The organism is Streptomyces sp. NPDC111744 (genome assembly GCF_055634995.1).
On sequence record NZ_JBVKCG010000005.1, the window covers coordinates 306,567 to 325,000 of the forward strand.

The 18,434-nt window shown below is 69.4% G+C and carries 14 protein-coding genes and 2 pseudogenes; all 16 read right to left on the reverse strand.

The window, feature by feature from the left end:
- Positions 1-39 precede the first annotated feature (39 nt).
- Entirely contained in the window at positions 40-1,506 is a 1,467-nt protein-coding gene (locus ACZ7OO_RS14075) for an FAD-dependent monooxygenase (RefSeq protein ID WP_471504630.1), read from the reverse strand.
- 59 nt (positions 1,507-1,565) lie between these two features.
- Positions 1,566-2,480, reverse strand: a complete 915-nt coding sequence (locus tag ACZ7OO_RS14080) for a hypothetical protein (RefSeq protein ID WP_471504632.1) — start codon at positions 2,478-2,480, stop codon at positions 1,566-1,568.
- A gap of 55 nt (positions 2,481-2,535) precedes the next feature.
- Positions 2,536-2,766 (reverse strand): annotated as a pseudogene (locus tag ACZ7OO_RS14085) (acyl-CoA carboxylase biotin carboxyl carrier protein subunit); the annotation flags it as partial.
- 62 nt (positions 2,767-2,828) lie between these two features.
- Positions 2,829-4,293, reverse strand: a pseudogene (locus ACZ7OO_RS14090) (acetyl-CoA carboxylase biotin carboxylase subunit); the annotation flags it as partial.
- A gap of 1 nt (position 4,294) precedes the next feature.
- On the reverse strand, positions 4,295-4,876 hold the full coding sequence (locus ACZ7OO_RS14095) for a flavin reductase family protein (protein ID WP_471504633.1): 582 nt from the start codon (positions 4,874-4,876) through the stop codon (positions 4,295-4,297).
- Positions 4,877-5,022: 146 nt separating this feature from the next.
- The gene (locus tag ACZ7OO_RS14100; RefSeq protein WP_471504635.1) at positions 5,023-5,154 is read right to left on the reverse strand and encodes a hypothetical protein; all 132 of its coding nucleotides are present in this window, start codon (positions 5,152-5,154) and stop codon (positions 5,023-5,025) included.
- A gap of 76 nt (positions 5,155-5,230) precedes the next feature.
- Positions 5,231-6,037: an SAM-dependent methyltransferase gene (locus ACZ7OO_RS14105; protein ID WP_471504637.1), complete on the reverse strand. Its 807-nt coding sequence runs from the start codon at positions 6,035-6,037 to the stop codon at positions 5,231-5,233.
- A gap of 194 nt (positions 6,038-6,231) precedes the next feature.
- Positions 6,232-7,419 (reverse strand): acyltransferase family protein, encoded by a 1,188-nt coding sequence (locus ACZ7OO_RS14110; RefSeq protein ID WP_471504638.1) that lies wholly within the window; start codon positions 7,417-7,419, stop codon positions 6,232-6,234.
- A 205-nt stretch (positions 7,420-7,624) separates the two neighbouring features.
- On the reverse strand, positions 7,625-8,452 hold the full coding sequence (locus tag ACZ7OO_RS14115) for an NmrA family NAD(P)-binding protein (RefSeq protein ID WP_471504640.1): 828 nt from the start codon (positions 8,450-8,452) through the stop codon (positions 7,625-7,627).
- Positions 8,453-8,578: 126 nt separating this feature from the next.
- The gene (locus tag ACZ7OO_RS14120; protein ID WP_471504642.1) at positions 8,579-9,520 is read right to left on the reverse strand and encodes an NAD-dependent epimerase/dehydratase family protein; all 942 of its coding nucleotides are present in this window, start codon (positions 9,518-9,520) and stop codon (positions 8,579-8,581) included.
- Between the two features lie 53 nt (positions 9,521-9,573).
- Positions 9,574-10,539 (reverse strand): dTDP-glucose 4,6-dehydratase, encoded by a 966-nt coding sequence (gene rfbB, locus ACZ7OO_RS14125; RefSeq protein ID WP_471504643.1) that lies wholly within the window; start codon positions 10,537-10,539, stop codon positions 9,574-9,576.
- A 1,030-nt stretch (positions 10,540-11,569) separates the two neighbouring features.
- Positions 11,570-13,165, reverse strand: coding sequence for an MFS transporter (locus ACZ7OO_RS14130; RefSeq protein WP_471504645.1), 1,596 nt, complete (start codon positions 13,163-13,165; stop codon positions 11,570-11,572).
- Positions 13,166-13,370: 205 nt separating this feature from the next.
- Positions 13,371-13,970 (reverse strand): dTDP-4-dehydrorhamnose 3,5-epimerase family protein, encoded by a 600-nt coding sequence (locus tag ACZ7OO_RS14135; RefSeq protein ID WP_471504646.1) that lies wholly within the window; start codon positions 13,968-13,970, stop codon positions 13,371-13,373.
- Between the two features lie 6 nt (positions 13,971-13,976).
- Positions 13,977-15,245, reverse strand: coding sequence for a nucleotide disphospho-sugar-binding domain-containing protein (locus ACZ7OO_RS14140; RefSeq protein WP_471504648.1), 1,269 nt, complete (start codon positions 15,243-15,245; stop codon positions 13,977-13,979).
- Positions 15,246-15,691: 446 nt separating this feature from the next.
- Entirely contained in the window at positions 15,692-16,351 is a 660-nt protein-coding gene (locus tag ACZ7OO_RS14145) for a hemerythrin domain-containing protein (protein WP_471504650.1), read from the reverse strand.
- A gap of 501 nt (positions 16,352-16,852) precedes the next feature.
- Positions 16,853-17,725 carry a glucose-1-phosphate thymidylyltransferase RfbA gene (gene rfbA / locus ACZ7OO_RS14150; protein WP_471504652.1) on the reverse strand — a complete coding sequence of 291 codons (873 nt, stop codon included), beginning with the start codon at positions 17,723-17,725 and terminating at the stop codon, positions 16,853-16,855.
- Positions 17,726-18,434: the final 709 nt, after the last annotated feature.

Sequence of the window (18,434 nt, forward strand, 5' to 3'; positions counted from 1 at the left end):
GACGGTGGGGCAGCCGCAGCACGACACGACGCGGCACACTCACCACGCAGGCCCGAACCACCGCTCAAGAGCCATAGGCAGATCCGCGTGACTGCCCGGCGCCGCCCAGGCCACATAACCGTCGGGCCGGACCAGCAAGGCCGTGGTCCCCGCGAGCGGGCTGTCGGCCGGCACCTCCGCCACCGCCGTCACCACGTCCACCCGGTCCCGCCAGGCCCAGGCGCGCTCCCGCAACCTCGCGTTGTCGGCGAGGTCGAGCAGTACACCCCGCCCGGCGCGCAGCGCCTCCGTGCTGGAGGCCACCCTCTTGTGGCCGACGAGCGGCACGTTCGGCAGCCGTCGGCCGAGCAGCCCGTGGCCGCCCCCGTCGAGGTCGTAGTGGATTTCCAGGCCGGAGACCATCGCCGCCAGGTGCTTGCTGACCTCCGGATAGCGGATCAGCTCGTTCAGCACATCGCGCAGCGGCTGCACCTCGGGCCCCGACAGGAACAGCAGCCCCTGCGCCCGGGTGTTCATCATCAGCCGCTGGCCGACCGGGTGCCGCTCGTCGTGGTACGTGTCGAGCAGCGCCTCGGGCGCCCGCCCGCGCACCACCGCGCCCAGCTTCCAGCCCAGGTTCACGGCGTCCTGGATGCTCGTGTTCATGCCCTGGCCGCCGGCCGGCAGATGGATGTGTGCGGAGTCGCCGGCGAGGAGGATCCGCCCGCGCCGGTACTCGGTGACCAGCCGCGTGCCGTCACCGAAGGAAGACACCCACACCGCCTCGGCGTGCGAGATGTCGTCGCCGGTCAGCCGCTGCCAGGCCGCCGCGGCCTCCTGCCAGGTGGGCGGCTTCTCCCGGCGCTGCGGCGGGGTGCCGCGCTCGCAGATGATCAGCCGGGTGATGCCACCGGGCAGCGGACCGACCATGACCATGCCGCCGGGCAGGGTCTCGCCGATCATCCGGGGCTCCAACTGGATGCCCTTGACGTCGGCGAGGTACATCTCCAGCGTCGACGGCGTCCCCGGGAAGTCGAACCCGGCGGCCTTGCGGATGGTCGAGCGGCCGCCGTCGCAGCCCACCAGGTACTCGGCGCGCAGCCGGTGCACGCCCTCGGGGCCGCGCACCTCGACCTCGACGCTGTCCTCCTTCTCCTTGACGGAGAGCACCTCGTGCCGGCGGCGGATGTCCGCGCCGAGCCGGCCGGCCCACTCCTCGAGGACGGTCTCGGTGACCGACTGAGGGATCGTTTTGGCAGCCTGGTGGGCGCCGTCGAGGACACCGAAGTCGACCGGCAGGCCGCCGAAGTGGCCCACGTTGCTGACCTCGATGTCCCCGAAGCGGGGCAGCAGTCCGCGCTGGTCGAAGACCTCCATGGTGCGGGCGGTGAAGCCGAGGCCGCGCGACTCTCCGGTGCGCGCGGGCAGCTTCTCCAGAACGATGACGTCGGCGCCCGCGAGCCGTAGCTCGCCCGCGAGCATCATGCCGGCCGGCCCGGCGCCCACGACGATGACTTGTGCGTCCATGACACTCCTCGGGAACGGGTCCGTACGGTCCGGTCTGAGGGACCGTCGAAAATGAGCTGTCAGCGGTGCCGGCGCCCGATGGCCCGGTTCGCCACGTGCGCGGCCGCCGCGTGCCGCGGATCGGGCGCCCACGCCTCGTGCCGTACGGCCACTTCGGCGAGCTTGATGGCGTGCTCGTCGCCGATCTGCACGGCCTCGGCGAACAGGTCGGCCACGCCCGGGGCGTCCGGCAGCGGGGCCGAGGGCCGGGGCACGGCGTGGAACCAGTCGAGCATCGTGCGGCTGACGGCCCGCGCGACCTGGTACGACGGCCACCGCTGTGCCTCCGGGAGGTGCTCCACCACCAGTCGTACGGCGGCGGGTCCGGTGACCGAGTGGATCAGTGGAACGGGGTGGTTGTGGGAGAGCGTGGCGTAGACCCCGGAGAACTCGGCGACGAGCTCGTCCAGCGCCCGTACGGCATCGCCGCCGTCCCCGCCCGGGTGCTCCTCGACCGCGATCCCGCCGTCCGAGTACCGGGCCGCCCAGTAACCGAGCCCGTGGGCCAGTTCGGCCAGTTGCATCCGGTTGTCGGGGCCCGCGGTCACCACGGCACGGACCGCGTGCGCGGTGCGGATCACCCCGTGTGTGAGCATCCCGGACATGCCGGGCAGCAGCCGGGGCCACCAGCGGGCCAGTACGTCGGTCCACCGGCCCTCGGCCAGCTCCCGCTCGAACAACGTCGTCCAGTCGGCGACCCGGCCGAACTCACCGAGCGCCTGGCGCCAGTCGGCCTCGTCCGCCGGGTCGATGGTGAACCGCCGCTCGGGCACGTCGTGGAAGGAGTGGCTGCGCAGATGCCCCTCCACCCAGCGGGGCACCTCGTCGGCGTATCCCATGTGTGCCAGGGCCTCGGCGGCCATCGGGGCATGGTTGACGAAGCTGCGCCCGTGCTCGTACCCCACGGAACGCAGCCGCTCAAGGGCCGTGTTCATGGCGTCGGTGTAGGTGAGGTGTACCAAGTCGACCAGTCCTCGATCCGTTGCCTCTTCAGTCCTTGATGTCGCACACGGCCGCGCCGGCGGCGAGGGCCTGGCCCACCTCGGCGGCGATCCCGGTCACGGTGCCGGACCGGTGCGCGGTGAGCGGCTGCTCCATCTTCATGGCCTCGATGACGACGACCAGGTCGCCCTTCTCGACCGTCTGCCCGTCGGCGACGGCGACCTTGACGACGGTGCCCTGCATCGGTGAGGTGAGCGTGTCCCCGGACGCGGCCGGCGCGGGGCGGCGGCGGCCCCGGGGCGCCGCCGCCCCGACCAGGCTGGGCACACGGTCCGGGACCCGCCCGAGCACCGCCGGCAGCGAGACCTCCAGCCGGTGTCCGCCGACCTCGACGACCACGGTCTCGCGGCCGCCTTCCGCCGTCTCGGCCTCGGGGGCCGGTGCGGTGAAGGGCTCGATCCCGTTGACGAACTCGGTCTCGATCCACCGGGTGTGGACGGTGAACGGCCCCTCCGGCGGGGCGAACGCCGGATCCCGCACCACCGCCCGGTGGAACGGGATCGCCGTGGCCATGCCCTCGACCTGGAACTCGTCCAGGGCGCGGGCGGCCCGCTCCAGGGCCTCCTTGCGGGTCCGGCCGGTGACGACCAGCTTCGCCAGCAACGAGTCCCAGGCCGGCCCGATCACCGACCCCGACTCCACCCCCGCGTCCAGCCGTACGCCCGGACCCGACGGCGGGTCGAAGCGGGTGACCGTGCCGGGAGCGGGCAGGAAGCCGCGGCCCGGGTCCTCGCCGTTGATCCGGAACTCGAAGGAGTGACCGCGCAGCTGCGGGTCGTCGTAGCCGAGTTCCTCGCCGTCGGCGATCCGGAACATCTCCCGGACCAGGTCGATACCGGCGACCTCCTCGGTCACCGGGTGCTCGACCTGGAGGCGGGTGTTGACCTCCAGGAAGGAGACCGTGCCGTCCTGGCCGACCAGGAACTCGCAGGTCCCCGCGCCGACATAGCCGGCCTCCCGCAGGATCGCCTTGGAGGCCCGGTACAGCTGGGCCGTCTGCTCCGCCGTCAGGAACGGCGCCGGAGCCTCCTCCACCAGCTTCTGGTGCCGACGCTGCAACGAGCAGTCACGCGTCGATACGACGACCACGTTGCCGTGCTTGTCGGCGAGGCACTGCGTCTCCACGTGCCGCGGCCGGTCCAGGTAGCGCTCCACGAAGCACTCCCCGCGGCCGAAGGCGGCCACCGCCTCACGCACCGCCGACTCATAGAGCTCCGGCACCTCCTCCAGCGTCCGGGCGACCTTCAGCCCGCGCCCGCCGCCGCCGAACGCGGCCTTGATGGCGATCGGCAGCCCGTGTTCCTCCGCGAAGGCGACGACCTCGTCGGCGCCGCCCACCGGGTCCGGGGTGCCGGCGACCAGGGGGGCGCCGGCCCGCTGGGCGATGTGCCGGGCGGCCACCTTGTCGCCGAGGTCGCGGATGGCCTGCGGCGACGGCCCGATCCAGGTCAGGCCCGCGTCCAGGACCGCCTGGGCGAACTCGGCGTTCTCGGACAGGAAGCCGTAGCCCGGGTGGACGGCGTCCGCGCCGGTCTCCCGGGCGGCGTTCAGGACCTTTTCGATGTCCAGGTAGCTGGTGGCCGGAGTGTCACCGCCGAGGGCGTAGGCCGCGTCGGCGACCCGGACGTGCAGGGCGTCCCGGTCGGGGTCCGCGTAGACGGCCACGCTCGCGATCCCGGCGTCCCGGCAGGCCCGGACCACGCGGACCGCGATTTCGCCGCGGTTGGCGATGAGCACCTTGCGCATGTCAGGACGCCTGTCCGGCCTGTGCCGGGGACTCCGGTCCGGTGTGGTGGAAGCGCCCCGCACCTTTCTGGAGCGGCCCCAGCGATCCGTCGAAGAAGACCAGGGGCTCCTGGCCGTGCTCGGGCGTGCCCAGCTCCACCACCTCGCCGATGACGATGTCGTGGTCGCCGGCCGTGTGGATGTCGACCGTGGTGCAGGTCAGGTAGGCGAGGGCCTCGCTGAGCACGGGCAGCCCGTCCTCGGTGAAGTGGTGCGGGACGCCCTCGAAGGCGGTGGACCGACGCCCGGCGAAGTGCCGGGCCAGCGACTGCTGCCGCCCGGACAGGAAGTTGACGGTGAATCCGCCGCTCTGCTCCAGGAGCGTGTGCAGCCGGGACTGCTGGTGCAGACAGAACAGCACCAGCGGGGGTTCCAGCGAGACCGAGGTGAACGAGTTGACGGTGGTGCCGTCCGCGTCGCCGCCCGGGCCGGTGGTGATCACCGTCACGCCGGTCGTGAACAGGCCGCACACGCGGCGCAGACTCAGTGGCTCGATAGGCCCGGTCTCTCGGGCCCGGGTCAGCGATCGCGCTGCTGCGGACATGCGCATCCCTTTCATGGAGAGTCGGAGTGGTGTCGCGCGGGTCAGAGGAGCTTGCGGACCTTCGCCCCGGCCTCGACGATCCCGAGCAAGAAGTCACGGCCGACGCTGTTCTCGTCCTCAGACGACGCCGGCGGCCTCGTCACCGGTCAGCGCATCCGTCTCGGGAGCAGCCCCTGCCGCACCCGCTCGACGTACGCGAAGCGCTCGGCGGAGAAGTCACCGTCCTTTACGGTGTTGACGACGTGGTTGCCGATGGTGGCGCAGGTCGCCTGCTCCACCACAGCGTGCCGACGGTGATCGCGCCCGGCTTCGGCACCGCCCACGATCACCGATCGGTGGATCGACGCCGAGGGATCAGTTCTTCACGGCGACGGCGGCGAATCCGGCGGCGTCCTCCCGGCTGGTCTGGTAGTCCGCGTCGGCCGCCCGCTCCTCTTCCGTCTCCCACTCGTTGACGGACACCACACCGGGTTCGAGCACCGTCCAGCCCTCGGTGTCGACGAACTGCCTGATCTCCGAGCGAGAACGCTGGGCGAGGTCGACCTGGAGGTTGGTGTACAAATCGGCGACCGCGGCCCGAACCGGCGCGGAGACGTAGTCGGGGCTGGAGTGGGTGATGACGATGAAGCTGCCGGGCGCCAGCACCTCCTTGTAGCGCTCGACGGTGCCGTACGGGTCGTCGGCGGCGACCGCGAAGTGCAGTAGCGCGCCGAACAACACTCCCACCGGCCGGGAGAAGTCGAGGAGTTCCTTGGTGGCTGGGGCCGAGAGCACGGCGTCGGGGTCGCGGAAGTCCGCGTCGACGTACGCCGTGCGGCCGTCTGAGGACTCGCCCAGGATGCGGCGGGCGATGTCCCCGACGACCGGGTCGTTGTCGTTGTAGACGACCTTGGCCTCAGGCGCGATCTCGTGCGTGGCACCGACGGCCGGGATACCGCTGCCGAGGTCCAGGAACTGGCTGACGCCGCGCCGGGTGGCGGTACGGACCGCCCGGTTGAGGAAGCGCCGGTTGGCGCGCGCACCCAATGGGCCGCCGGGCAGCAGTTTCACGATGCCGTCGGCCGCGGCGCGGTCCACGGGGAGGCTCTCCGAGCCGCCGAGGAAGTAGTCCATGATCCGCGCGGAGTTCGGGAACTGTTGGGACGTATGGGTCTCGGACATGTCGGCACATCCTTTGGTCGGGGATTGCAGAGTTCGAACGGGTAGCCCGCGCAAGACATCGCGGAGCGGGGAGTGGGGAGCGGAAACAGAAAGAGCAATATCAACCCGCGATTAAGGGTTGATATTGCTTCAATCATTCACTCTTATGACAAAATGTTTCACATCGTGAGCGTGGCCTGTGCACGCTCACCATGTCAACGGGCGTTTTCCAGCGGCCCGGTTGCGGGCACCCCGACGTCCTTTCGGCGAGGCCGGCTGAAGCGTTTCATGGCCGGCCGCTCGACCAGCGCGTACAGCAGGTACGCAAGCACGGTGGTGACGACCCAGAGCAGCAGTGCCAGTCCGACCCCCTCGGCGAGGGTGTAGGGGCCGTGTTTGGAGAGGAAGTGGCGCTCCGCTCCGATCAGCACGGTGGCCTGCAGCAGGTAGACCGCGAACGACACTTCGCCGAGCCACTTCATCACCCGTCCGCGGAACGGCGAGCGCTCTGCGCGGATATCGGCGACCGCGGCGGCGGCGATGAGCAGGCCTATCGGGGCCGCCCAGATCGCGCAAAGGGCGTACAGGAGAGGTACCTTGAGTGCCGCGTAGTACGCGATGGCGGTCAGCCCCACCGCCTGCCACATCCGCACGCCCAGCCACCGATCGGTCAGCACGATCCGGGCGAGCAGCATGCCGAGCACGAACTCCAGCATCCGCACCGGTGGAAGGTTGTAGACGAACCAGTTCTGGATCTCGTTCGTCTGCCAGCCGGGGAGGTGCACGTCACTGGGCAGCACGGCGGACGCGAACACGGGTATCGCGACGATGACGGCCAGGAAGGCCACGGCCCAGGCCCACAGCCGCGCCGGGGAGATCTTGTTCACCGCGCGGTACAGCAGCGGGAAGCACAGGTAGAAAACGAGCTCACAACCCAGCGACCAGCTCGGTTGGTTGACGCTGAACGTCACCGACGGGTCCCAGACCCAGGTCTGCACAAGGAACAGGTTGGGCAGCCACTGCTTCCAGGAGGTGATGGTCGCGCCGGCGAAGACCACCAGTGCGAGCACGAAGGTGACCAGGTGGTTGGGGAACAGTTTGACCACGCGGCGGCGCATGAACAGGCGTGGGGTGTCCGAGGGGCGGGCGGACCAGGTGAGGATGAACCCGCTGAGGATGAAGAAGAACGACACTCCGAGGCCGCCCGCGACGTTGAACACCCGGGCGATCTCTTTCCCGGTTTCCCCGCTGAAAAGGCCCATGTTGGCGGTGGTGACGTGGCAGATGAACACGGCCGTCGCCGCATAGAACCGGAGCCCCGTCAGTGACGGCAGCGAGGTCAGCGACGGCGCCCGCCCGGATCGGCCGGGTGGGGCCGCTTGGGGGTACTGCGTGGTGGTCATGGATCCCTCCTTCGGATGGCATGAACGACAAGGAGCCGCTTTCGCGGCACGAAAAACACCGCACGACGGGCCGGAAAGCCTGCGGTGCGGTGTCGATGGCGATGGGGTGCCAGGCCACGAGCCTGTTACGCGACTTCACCTCCCGAGCCCTGCCCGAGCGAGTCCGCCAGGGCGTTCCCGTAGGTGCTCACGCCGGAGGGAGGGTTCATCGCCGGAAGTCGGCGACGCGGTGCTCGACCCAGGACGCGTACGTGTGTGCCGCCCGGCCCATGACGGACTCAGCGGTGGAGACCGGCTCCGCCCTGCCGTCGGCCGCGTCCTTGAGCTGGTCGAGCATGAAGTCGGCGGCTTGGGGCGGCATGTGCCGGACCAGGTGCGCGTGTGCCTGGGAGCGCGAGATCTCCTCGTACTCTGCCGTCACGCCGAGCACTTCGGCGATGATGCGTACGCGCTCCACCGGGTTCAGCGATTCGGGCCCGGTGAGCGAGACGTGGTCGAGGGTCTGGGCGGACGTCAAGGCCACGGACGCCACCGCAGCGATGTCACGCTCGTCCACGGGAGCCGTGGCGGCTTTGGCGTAAGGACCGCGGACGACTCCCGCCGAAGCGATGTGGTCCGCCCAGGAAAGGTCGTTCGCCATGAAGAGGGTGGGGCGCACAAAGGTGGCGTCGATCCCTGAGGCTCGCACCTGCGCCTCGTTGTGCTGGTGTGCTTCGCCGATCCACCCCGGGACGGGGAAGGTCGCCGCCGAGGAGGAGAGCAGCACGATCCGGTCGAGACCGCTTCGGCGTGCGTGGCCGAGGAAGGCCTCGAGTTCCCCGAAGAGCGGGAAGAGGAAGGCCCGCCGCACCCCGTCGAGCGCGGCGGACAGCGTATCGGGCTGAGTGAGATCGCCTTCGACCACTTCGGCCTCGGCCGGCAGGCCGCTGCCAATGGGGTTCCGCGTGAGCGCGCGCACCTGCTCACCCGCGGCGAGGAGTTCGCGGACGATGTTGCGGCCGACGTTTCCGGTGGAGCCGGTGACCAAGATCATGAGAGTCCTCTTTCAGCGTGCCCGGGCAGGGACGTGCGGTGACGGGCCGTCGTTACCGCTGTTGCCGCGTCGCGGCCTGCCAGCGGGGTGTTCACTAAGGGCGCGGACGCCCGCGGCGCTGAGCCGTCAGAGTTCGGCGGCGGCCTCCCACATGTCCCGCAACGACTGCCGGAGAAGGATCTTCGGCGCCCAGCCCAGAAGTCGACGCGCACTGCGGATATCGGCCTGGGTCCAGGCACCTCCGTTCGAGCTCACCGATCCGGTCGTCAGATCGAGCACGTCAGGGTCGTGTCCGGCTTCGGCGACGAGCAGCTCGAGCATCCGGCGCATGTCGAGCGCTTCGCCCCGCCCGATGTTGACGATCCGCCCGGCAAGCGAGGACTCTGCCGCCCGTACGACCGCATCGGCCAGATCCCGTACGTCGACGTAGTCCCGCTTGTCCTGGCTCACCTCAAGCCGCAGCCGGGAACCGGCCGGAAGTTCGCGGAGCCTGCGCACCACCGAACCGAGGAAGCTGCCATCCGCCACGTCCGGGCCGAACACGTTCACCGCGCGCAGCACGACCCCCTGAACCTGACCCGCCCGAGTCGCCCGCAACACGGCGTCCGTGCCGGCCAGCTTCGAGAGTGCGTACGGCGTTCGTGGTTTCGGCTCGTACGACTCGCCCGTCACCGTGCCGTGCGGCACCGGGCCGTATTCGTGGACGGAACCGATCTGCACGAGCCGCGGTGGTGCGGGCATCAGCCCGGCGGCGTCCAGTAGGCGCTGGACGAGCTCGACATGAGCGTGCTGGTTGTCCTCCGCCGACGCGAACCACCCTCCGACGGCGTTCACCATCAGCCGGGCACCGGCCGTCGTCAGGACCTCGGCGATCTCCGCAGGCGGGGTCGCCGAAAGATCCAGCTCGACGAACCCGCTCCCGGCGGCCATCGGCGGACGCTTCCTGGCAACCGCGAGGACACGGTAGCCCGTTGTCCCGAAAGCCGAGACGACATGCCTGCCGATGGAGCCGTTGGCCCCGAAGACTGCGACGGCCGGCCGCGGCTCACCGGACCGGTCGTCAGCCACCGGTGAAGCCCCTGTCCCGCCACTCGTGACGTCGCTGTGCACGTGATCGCTCCTCACTGTTGCCCCCTCTCCTGCCACCACGCGGCGTGCTCGGCGTACCAGCGAACGGTGTCGGCCAGCCCTTGCTCGAACGGGATCCGGGGCGCATAGCCGAGCTTTCGCAGCTTCGCGTCGGTCAGCGAGTACCGTCGGTCATGGCCGAGGCGATCCGGCACCCTCTGCACCCTGTCCCAGCCCGCCCCGCAGGCGGCCAGGAGCTGGTCCGTCAGCTCGACGTTGGTCAGCTCGCGGGTGCCCGCGATGTGGTAGACCTCGCCGGCTTCCCCATGCTCGGCGGCGACTTGGATGCCCCGGCAGTGGTCGGTGACGTGGATCCAGTCCCGCACGTTCCCGCCGTCCCCGTAGAGCGGCACCGTCCCCCCGGTGAGCAGCCGGGTCACGAAGAGCGGGATGACCTTCTCCGGGTACTGGTAGGGCCCGTAGTTGTTGCCGCACCGGGTGATGACCACGGGCAGCCCGTGGGTGACGTGATAAGCGCGCGCGAGCAGATCGCCAGCGGCCTTGGCGGCGGCGTACGGTGAGTTCGGTGCCAGGGGCGCGGTCTCGTCCCAGGAGCCGGACGCGATGGAGCCGTACACCTCGTCGGTGGAGACATGGACGACGCGCTTGACCCCGGCCTCCAGACAAGCGTCGAAGAGCCTCTGCACACCGAGGACATTGGTGCGCACGAAGTCGGCGGCCTGCGCGATCGAGCGGTCCACATGGGACTCGGCCGCGAAGTTCACCACCACGTCGTGCCCCGGCACAACCCGGTCCAACAGGCCGGTGTCGCCGATGTCGCCGTGCACAAAGGTGAACTGCCCGTCCACCAGGGCCAGGTTCGCGAGATTGCCCGCGTAGGTGAGCAGGTCGAGCACGGTCACCTGAGCGCCCTGCCAGGCCGGGTAGGCACCGGCGAGCAGCTCCCGTACATAGGCCGATCCGATGAAGCCGGCGGCGCCGGTCACGAGTATGCGCATGTCTGCCCCTTGCTGTGATCGCCGAGGACCAGTCGATGTGCGCGGGGTGTGTGCGGCGCCGGGGGCACCTCCACCTCGTGGTTGATGAAAGCCTTCACTGCATCTCTCCTTCCGCTGTCCCTGGCTGACGTCGGGCCGTGTCGCACCGCCGGCCGCCCTGGGCGCGGCGGCCCGCTCGGCCGGAGCCGACCCGCGCACGCACAGGTGAGATATGACTTCGGTCAAGAGGCGACTGGGGTTGGTGATTGCCAGAAGGCGCCGTCATGGACCGGGCGATGCCGGGGACGATCAGCGTGACCACGTCGGTGCCGGGGACGCTCTGGTCATCGTGCGCGATGAGGATTCCCTCGGTCAGGCAGCTCGCCATCCGCGGATCCGCGGGGCCTTGAGGCGTATCCGTTGGTGATCCGACGCCGTCCTGGCCGGCCGACCGGGCCCGGGGACCGGACCGGACCGGCAGGACCACGACGACCGGGTGCTGCATACCCGGTCCCGGCACACGTTCGAGGCGCGGGAGGATCTGCGTGAAGAGGTCCCGCAGCCGGTTGGAGAGCCGGTCCGCCTCGGAGCCGAGGTCGTCGTCGACCCCGCCGGCATCTCCGGCTCGGAGATCGTCTCGTCGTCGGATACGACCGAGCGCAAGGTGTGCGGGCATCGCCCGGGCCGCATCCGCATCCGCGGTGATGAGCGTGTCGCGGGTGTCAGTCCCAGCCTCGCCTTCTCGCCGGAAGAGATGCCGGCGATCCGCCGCGTCGTCAGATCCGGCCGACAGACGGCTGCGCAGCCCTGGCGCGGGCCAACGGCCGTTGGCGGGCCGCCGCCGGAGGCCGGCTGGTCGACGACCACGACCACCGCCATCCGGACTGCAGCCGGCCACCTCCGCCGTCGGCACATCACCGCCGGCGCGCCGACCAACGGCGCGGGGACCGCCTTCGCCGACACTGGCCCGTCGGCGAAGGCGGTCCCTTGTGAACCCGGTCGAGGTGCCGGTCCGTACCAGCAGGGGGCCCGACTGGTCGGCGGCAGCGTGTCAGTTGTCCACTGCTGCGGGGGACTTCGCCTCGCCCTCCACATCCACCTCCGCGGTCGGCGGCGGGCCCGGCATCCGGGCGCCGCGCAGCAGGGTCGCGGCCCCCACACCCAGCAGCGCGGCGATCACCGCGCCGACGAGCGCGGTCGTCTGGAAGCCGTGCACGAATGCCTCGCGGGCCACCGACAGCAGCCGGGATCCCTCAGCGCCCGGCAGCGTACCGGCGACGTCGACCGCGGCGGCGAGGGTTTGCTTGGCCGTCTCGGCGACGCCCTTCGGCAGCCCCCCGGGAAGGTTGTCGGTCAGGTTTGCCCGGTACACCGCGAAGCCGACGCTGCCGATCACGGCGATGCCCAGCGACGCGCCGAGGTCGGTGCCGGTCGCCGCCATCGCGGAGGCGGCACCGGCCCGCTCGGGCGGTGCGGCTCCCACGATCAGTCCGGTACCCAGCGAGATCATCGGCCCGAGCCCGAGTCCGATGACGGCCGCGCCTACCACCACGACATACAGATCGGAGGGATCACTGACCTGGGCCAGCACGAGCATGCCGGCCGCGGCGACCGCCAGGCCACCGGCGAGCAGTGTGCTCAGCTTCATGCGGCTCGCGAGGGCAGGGGCCGCCATGGCGCCGACCATGACCGCGAGGGTGGTAGGCAGTGACCAGAGCCCCGCGTGGATCGCGGACAGCCCGTGCGCCAACTGCAGGTACTGCATGACGAAGAACTGCGCGGCCGAGTTGAGCAGGGTCGCAAGGAGGAGCATGCCGAGGGCGCTGCCGAACAGTTTGCTCCGGAACAACGAGAGTTCGACCAGGGGTTGCTCAAGTCGGTGTTGGCGGGAGATGAAGAGCGCTCCCAGCACCAGGCCGATGACGATGGCACCGCCCGACTCCAGGCCCAGACCGTCCACAGCGATCCGCTTGAGACCGTAGATCAGGCCGAGGATCCCGACGATGGACAGGATCGCGCTCACGAAGTCCGGGCGGCGGACCGACTCGTCCCGGTACTCCGGCAGCAGGATCGGGCCACACACGACCAGCAGCAGCATGACCGGGACGCCGATCAGGAAGACCGATCCCCACCAGAACAGTTGCAGGAACGTGCCGCCGACCAGCGGGCCGATCACCGTGCCGAGGCCGAAGAAACCAGTCCAGGCGCCGATCGCGGCACCCTGCTGCTTGGGGTCCTGGAACATGACCCGGATCAGGGAGAGGGTGGAGGGCATCAGCGTGGAGCCCGCGATGCCCAGAAGCGCCCGGGAGGCGATGAGCATCGCCGGGTTGACCGCGAATCCGGAGAGCACCGACGCCACCCCGAACACGACCGCGCCGATCAGCAGCAGCCGCCGACGGCCGATTCTGTCCCCGATCGCGCCCATGGTGATCAGGAGACCGGCGGTGAGGAAACCATAGATGTCCACGATCCATAGCAACTCGGTGTTGCTGGGCCGCAGGTCCTCGGTGAGGGCGGGCAGTGCCAGATGCAGCACGGTCAGATCCATGGCCATGAGCATGGTGGGAAGCCCGAGGACCAGCAGCCCCAGCCATTCCCTTCGGGTCGCCCGCGGTGGTGCCGCCGGACCGATGTCGGTACTCAACGCAGATCTCCTTGCCTTGTCGTTGACGACGCTGAATGACGAAACCGTAGAACCTCAACTGCGCTTTAGGTCAACGAAGTTGAGGTGACGTCAGGAACCTGGCAAGTCGCACGTGGCGCACAGCCGGGTGCCGTGGGGGGAGCCGGTGGGCCGGACGGCCGGACCACCGTGGCCCGGGGAGGAAGCCACACTTCGTATCTCCGCGTCAGTGCTTGCCGGCGGGAATCGCCCTCGCGACATCCCGCCAGTCCGCAAGCAGCCCTGCGGCGAGCGCTGTACGCATTCCCTGCGCCTGCGCGTCCTTCGCCGACATCACCGGCGGCTCGGGGTATGCCCACGGGAGTGCCAATTCCGGATCCAGGGGGTCGATCTCGATCTGGGTGCCCGGCACGTAGCGCGTGGAGACCGCGTAGCAGACGCAGGTGTCGTCGGTGAGCGCCAGGAACCCGTGGCCGACCCCCTCCGGCACATACAGGCAGCGCCCGGAGTCGGCGTCGAGGAGGACCACGTGGTGCACACCGAAGGTGGGCGAGCCCACCCGCAGGTCGACGATGATGTCGCGGATCGCCCCGCGCACGCAGGTGACGTACTTCGCCTGTCCCGGCGGTGTGGTCACCGAGTGGATACCGCGGAGGGTGTTCCGCCGGGACACCGAGCAGTTGATTTGCGCCGGCCGGAACGGACGCCCGGTGACCGCCTCGACTCGGTCGCAGCGGAGCACTTCAGCGAACGAGCCCCGTTCATCGCGGATCTGCTGCGGCGTGAACACGAACGCGCCGGGTACCCGGGTCTCGACCACGTCCATGGCCGATCAGTCCCCGGTCCGGTACTGCGCGGCCATCCGCTCCAGAATCGGTACGATCTCGCCGGGGCTCGGCGCTGCGGCCATGTCCGCGTACACGGCTGCGGCACCCTGCTGGAACGACGGCTCGGTCAGCAGCCTGGAAAGCTCACGGCTCACCTCCGCCGCGGTCAGATCATCGCTATGGAGGGCGACTCCCGCGCCCCTGGCCTCCAGGTAGCGGCTGCTGGACAGCCCGGTACCCAACTCTTCCGTGATGATCATATGGGGCACCCGGTGCTCGGCTGCGGCGAAGAACGTGCCGAAGCCGCCGTGGTGGATGATCGCCGAGCAGGTGGGTGCCACCTGGGTGAGCGGGAGGTAGTCGACTATCCGTACGTTGTCGGGCACCTTCTGCTCCTCCCCCAGTTGATCGGCATTGACCGTGGCCAGCACCTCCACGTCCATTTCGGCCACCGCCTCCAGTACGGCCGCGAGCCGCTCGTCCCGGCCGGCGGTGACCTTGCGCTTGGTGACGCCGAGCGACAGGCACACCCGGGGCCGCGACGGAGAATGCGACAGCCACTCCGGCACCGGGACCGCCCCGTTGTACGGCACGAAGCGCATGGGTACGACGCGTTGCCCTGCCGAGCGGGGCAGCTGCGTGTGCGTGGGGAGCGGGTCGACGGTGAAGTCGCCCAGGACCATCTCCTGCGAGTAGTCGTAGCCGTACCGCCCGAATATCGGCGCCATGGTCTCGGCCAGCGGGTTCACCTGTGCACCGCGCCGCGCCGCACGCTCGGTCAGCCGCCCGTGTATCCAGCCGAAGTAGTCGGGACCCCACAGCAGCCGGGCGGACGCGGCCCCGCACTCACGGGCCGCGACCGACCCCACGGGACTGGCCACGTCCCAGATCACCAGGTCCGGTTGCCAGTCCCGGGCGAACTCGACCAGGTTGTCGGCGAGCGGCTGCCGGCCCTCGGCGTCCGGGTAGTAACGCGCAACGTTCGCCACCAGGTAGTAGCGGATCGCCTGCCAGAGCCGGCCGAAGTCGGAGCCGGCCTCGAACCCGAGCGCCTCACTGAATCGGTCCAACTCCGTTTCGGAGATGTGCGGCAGCGTCGAACTCGGATCACCGCCGAGCCGGACGGCGGTGAGGCCGGCCGCGGAGATCTGCCCGGCCAGTTCCGTGCCGCTGGCCAGCCGCACCTCGTGGCCGGCACTCTGCAGCGCCCACGCCAGCGGAACGCTGGGGTACAGATGGGCTGTCAGCGGCGCGACCACCATCAGAACACGCATAGCAGTTCCCTTTCGTCGGTAAATCAGTAATGGGCCGGCGCGAGGAACTGGAGCCGGAGGAAGCGCTATGCCACGGACGCGTAAAGCGGCGATGCCGGAAGGGAACGGGCCTACCTGACCCTCGATCCACCGCGTGAGTTCTCGTCTTCGACCATCTTCGATCTGGGGCGGGGTTCCGGTGTTACCTTCGAGCGCGGGCAGCGCGTAGTGCCGGGCGGCCATGCGCTGTGCGGCGGCCGTCCGGAGGCGTCCGCGACCGTACCCGCGCCATTCGCCGCGCCGGCGGTTCTCCGAACGCGGTGAACACCGCGTAGACCGCGCACCGAACGGCACCCGTCACGTGGTGGATCGGGGCCGACGCCCGGCGGTCGTTCGACGGCCGGGCGCTGATCCGGCCCCCAGCGAGCGGGATCAGCGCAGCTCACGGGAGTACCTGGGACCGTGTGTCAGCGGGCGGCGGAGCCGGACCTGGCGTTCCAGATGTCCAGAGCCTCGTAGGCGGCGCGCCACTCGGTCTCGTAGGGGATACGGAGAGCGTCGGGCATGTTGGAGACGAACGCGGCCAGCTGGTCGGCGGGCATGCCGTCGAGCAGCCAGGGGAGGTAGCGGCGGGCGTCGTCGCCGATGCGGTCGCGCCCCGCGACGGCGAACACCGCCCATTCCTCCTTGGTCATGGTGATGTCCATGAGCTTGAGAGCCTCGCCCTCCTCGTGGTCGAGATGGGCGTTGAGCTGTGTGTGCAGGGCGTCCGTCAGGCCGCCCAGGCGCTCCAGGCCGGAGTCCCGGTCGGCGAGGGCCGCGTCGATGTCCGCGAGCAGCGGGTCGATGACCGCATGCTCTGCCTCCATGTCAGCCAGCAGGGCCAGCTCGTCGGGTTTGCCGGCCAGCGCCTTCTGCATCACCGGCCACACGGTGACGTCCTCGGCGGTGTGGTGGATCGTCAGGAACTTCTTGAACAACTCCCAGCCGACCGCGGTACTCAGCACATGACGGGGGTCCCCGTCGACCCGGGCCGTGATCCGGGCGATCCGCTCCACCTCACGCCGCAGGGCGGCGTGGATCGTGAGCATCATCGTCATGTCGTGGTTCTTGAACTCCTGGCTCATCACTGTCTCCCTCGGTGCCGCGTTGTCAGACCAGAATATCGTCAACTTACCTATGCATCAAGGCGCTTAACTAGCAGCCCGCCAACCATCAACACCCCATCGAACGATGGAAGGGCAGGTCAGATGGGCTTTCGGTGTGCTCCGGAGGGCTGCAGGACCGGCCCTTCTTGGCCGATTCCGAGCTGATTGCCGACCGGATCCCGATCCCTCTGCATGTTGTCCCTCGGGGCGAGGCGGTCTTCCCGAACAACACGCGCGCCCGAGGCGCGGGGCAGAGCCCGCCCTTGGGCGTATACACGAACGCCGCAGTCCCGGCCGGAGTTCAAGCGCGGGGAAAGCGAAGAAAGAGGAACAGGAAGGGACGAGAAGAAGGGGACCGGTTGCCCGTTTCAGGGCAGCACGAATCCGTCTCGATCAGCGTGACACATACGAAGCGAGATCGTCAACGGTTCATTTTTCAGCGGCAGTTGAGCAACGCTCTGATCGACGCTGTGTCAGCATTCAGCTCGCGTCCACGATGTCCATCACGTACTGACCGTAGGGGGTTTTCGCGAGCCGGCTGCCCAACCGGCGGCAGCTCTCCCGGTCAATGAAGCCCTGGCGCCAGGCGATCTCCTCCACACAGGCGATCCGCACCCCCTGACGGCGCTCCAGGATCTGCACATACTGGGAGGCCTCGGTGAGTGAGTCATGCGTTCCGGTGTCCAGCCAGGCGAAACCTCGCCCCAAGGAGATGAGCTCGGCCTTGCCGCGCCGCAGGTAGTCGTTGTTGACGTCGGAGATTTCCAGCTCACCACGGGCGGACGGGTGCAGGTTCTTGGCGATGTCCACGACGTCGTTGTCATACAGGTACAAACCGGTGATCGCGAGATTGGACTTAGGCCGCTGCGGCTTCTCCTCGATCGACACCAGCCGCCCGGAAGCGTCCACCTCTCCCACTCCGTAACGGTGTGGATCACGCACCGGGTACCCGAAGAGGACACAGCCCTGCTCGTGCTGCTGCACCCTGGCCTTGAGCAGGCCACCGAAACCCGGCCCGTGAAAGATGTTGTCCCCCAGGATGAGAGCCACATCATCGTCACCGATGTGGTCCGCGCCGATCACAAACGCATCCGCGAGCCCGCGCGGTTCATCCTGCTCCGCATACGTAAGGCGCAGACCGAGATCGGATCCGTCCCCCAACAGCCGCTTGAAACCCGGCAGATCGTCAGGTGCCGAAATCAGCAGGATGTCAGTGATCCCGCCCAACATCAGCACCGAGAGAGGGTAATAGATCATGGGCTTGTCGTAGACAGGAAGTAACTGCTTGGAAACGCCCAGAGTGATGGGGTGCAGACGTGTCCCATTGCCTCCGGCCAGGATGATGCCTTTCACCTGCTACCTCCGTGGAATTGACGAACTTCAGCGCCGTGGCCTCATTGGGGAAACGCCCGCGGGCCCGGACGGCCTTGCGCACGCAGGCGTGCCGCTCCGATCGCGCGGTGGCCGGCTAAGACACGGTCACCGTGAACTGCCGGCTGCCACCGTGTTCGTAGCGACGCCCGTGCCGTACCCGGCAGCAGTTGCCCGCCGAATCGTTCGGGCTGTCCGGCGCGACGGCCCACCGCCGCCTCACCGAATGGACGTAGGCCAGGGCGTGGGCAAAGCTCCACCGTCTGGACCGGTCTCGGTGTGCGATCGACTCGGTGAACTCACACGCTCTCCCTGTCGACCGGGACAAGGACGGCTCGAAGATCCACCTCGCCACCGAGCGGACCGGTCTGCCCCTGTCCGTCGGCATCTCGGATGCCCGACAGGAGCCCTGAGCCGGTGTTCCAGGGAATCTGCGCACACTTGGCCGTCTACACCAGAGTGAGAGTGCTGATGCACGCGGCGGCCGTCCACCGCAGCGGGCCCCTCGGCCCCGAACGGCCACGACCACCCCGGCCGCGTCGACGCCTCACTGAAACACTGCAGGTAATCCCACCTGCCACGGCCGTGCCGGACACCTGGGTCAACGCCACGACCGTCGTTGAGGTGTCCGGTGTCCCTCCGTCACAGTGCGGCGGCGGGGGTGGCGTGGAGTCGGGTGAGACGTGAGGTC

Coding starts and splice junctions, on each gene's coding strand:
- ACZ7OO_RS14095 (WP_471504633.1), bottom strand. CDS start 4,876: ATGTCCGCAGCAGCGCGATCGCTGACCCGGGCCCGAGAGACCGGGCCT.
- ACZ7OO_RS14115 (WP_471504640.1), bottom strand. CDS start 8,452: ATGATCTTGGTCACCGGCTCCACCGGAAACGTCGGCCGCAACATCGTC.
- ACZ7OO_RS14140 (WP_471504648.1), bottom strand. CDS start 15,245: ATGCGTGTTCTGATGGTGGTCGCGCCGCTGACAGCCCATCTGTACCCC.
- ACZ7OO_RS14080 (WP_471504632.1), bottom strand. CDS start 2,480: ATGAACACGGCCCTTGAGCGGCTGCGTTCCGTGGGGTACGAGCACGGG.
- ACZ7OO_RS14110 (WP_471504638.1), bottom strand. CDS start 7,419: ATGACCACCACGCAGTACCCCCAAGCGGCCCCACCCGGCCGATCCGGG.
- ACZ7OO_RS14105 (WP_471504637.1), bottom strand. CDS start 6,037: ATGTCCGAGACCCATACGTCCCAACAGTTCCCGAACTCCGCGCGGATC.
- ACZ7OO_RS14135 (WP_471504646.1), bottom strand. CDS start 13,970: ATGGACGTGGTCGAGACCCGGGTACCCGGCGCGTTCGTGTTCACGCCG.
- rfbB (WP_471504643.1), bottom strand. CDS start 10,539: ATGCGCATACTCGTGACCGGCGCCGCCGGCTTCATCGGATCGGCCTAT.
- ACZ7OO_RS14145 (WP_471504650.1), bottom strand. CDS start 16,351: ATGAGCCAGGAGTTCAAGAACCACGACATGACGATGATGCTCACGATC.
- ACZ7OO_RS14075 (WP_471504630.1), bottom strand. CDS start 1,506: ATGGACGCACAAGTCATCGTCGTGGGCGCCGGGCCGGCCGGCATGATG.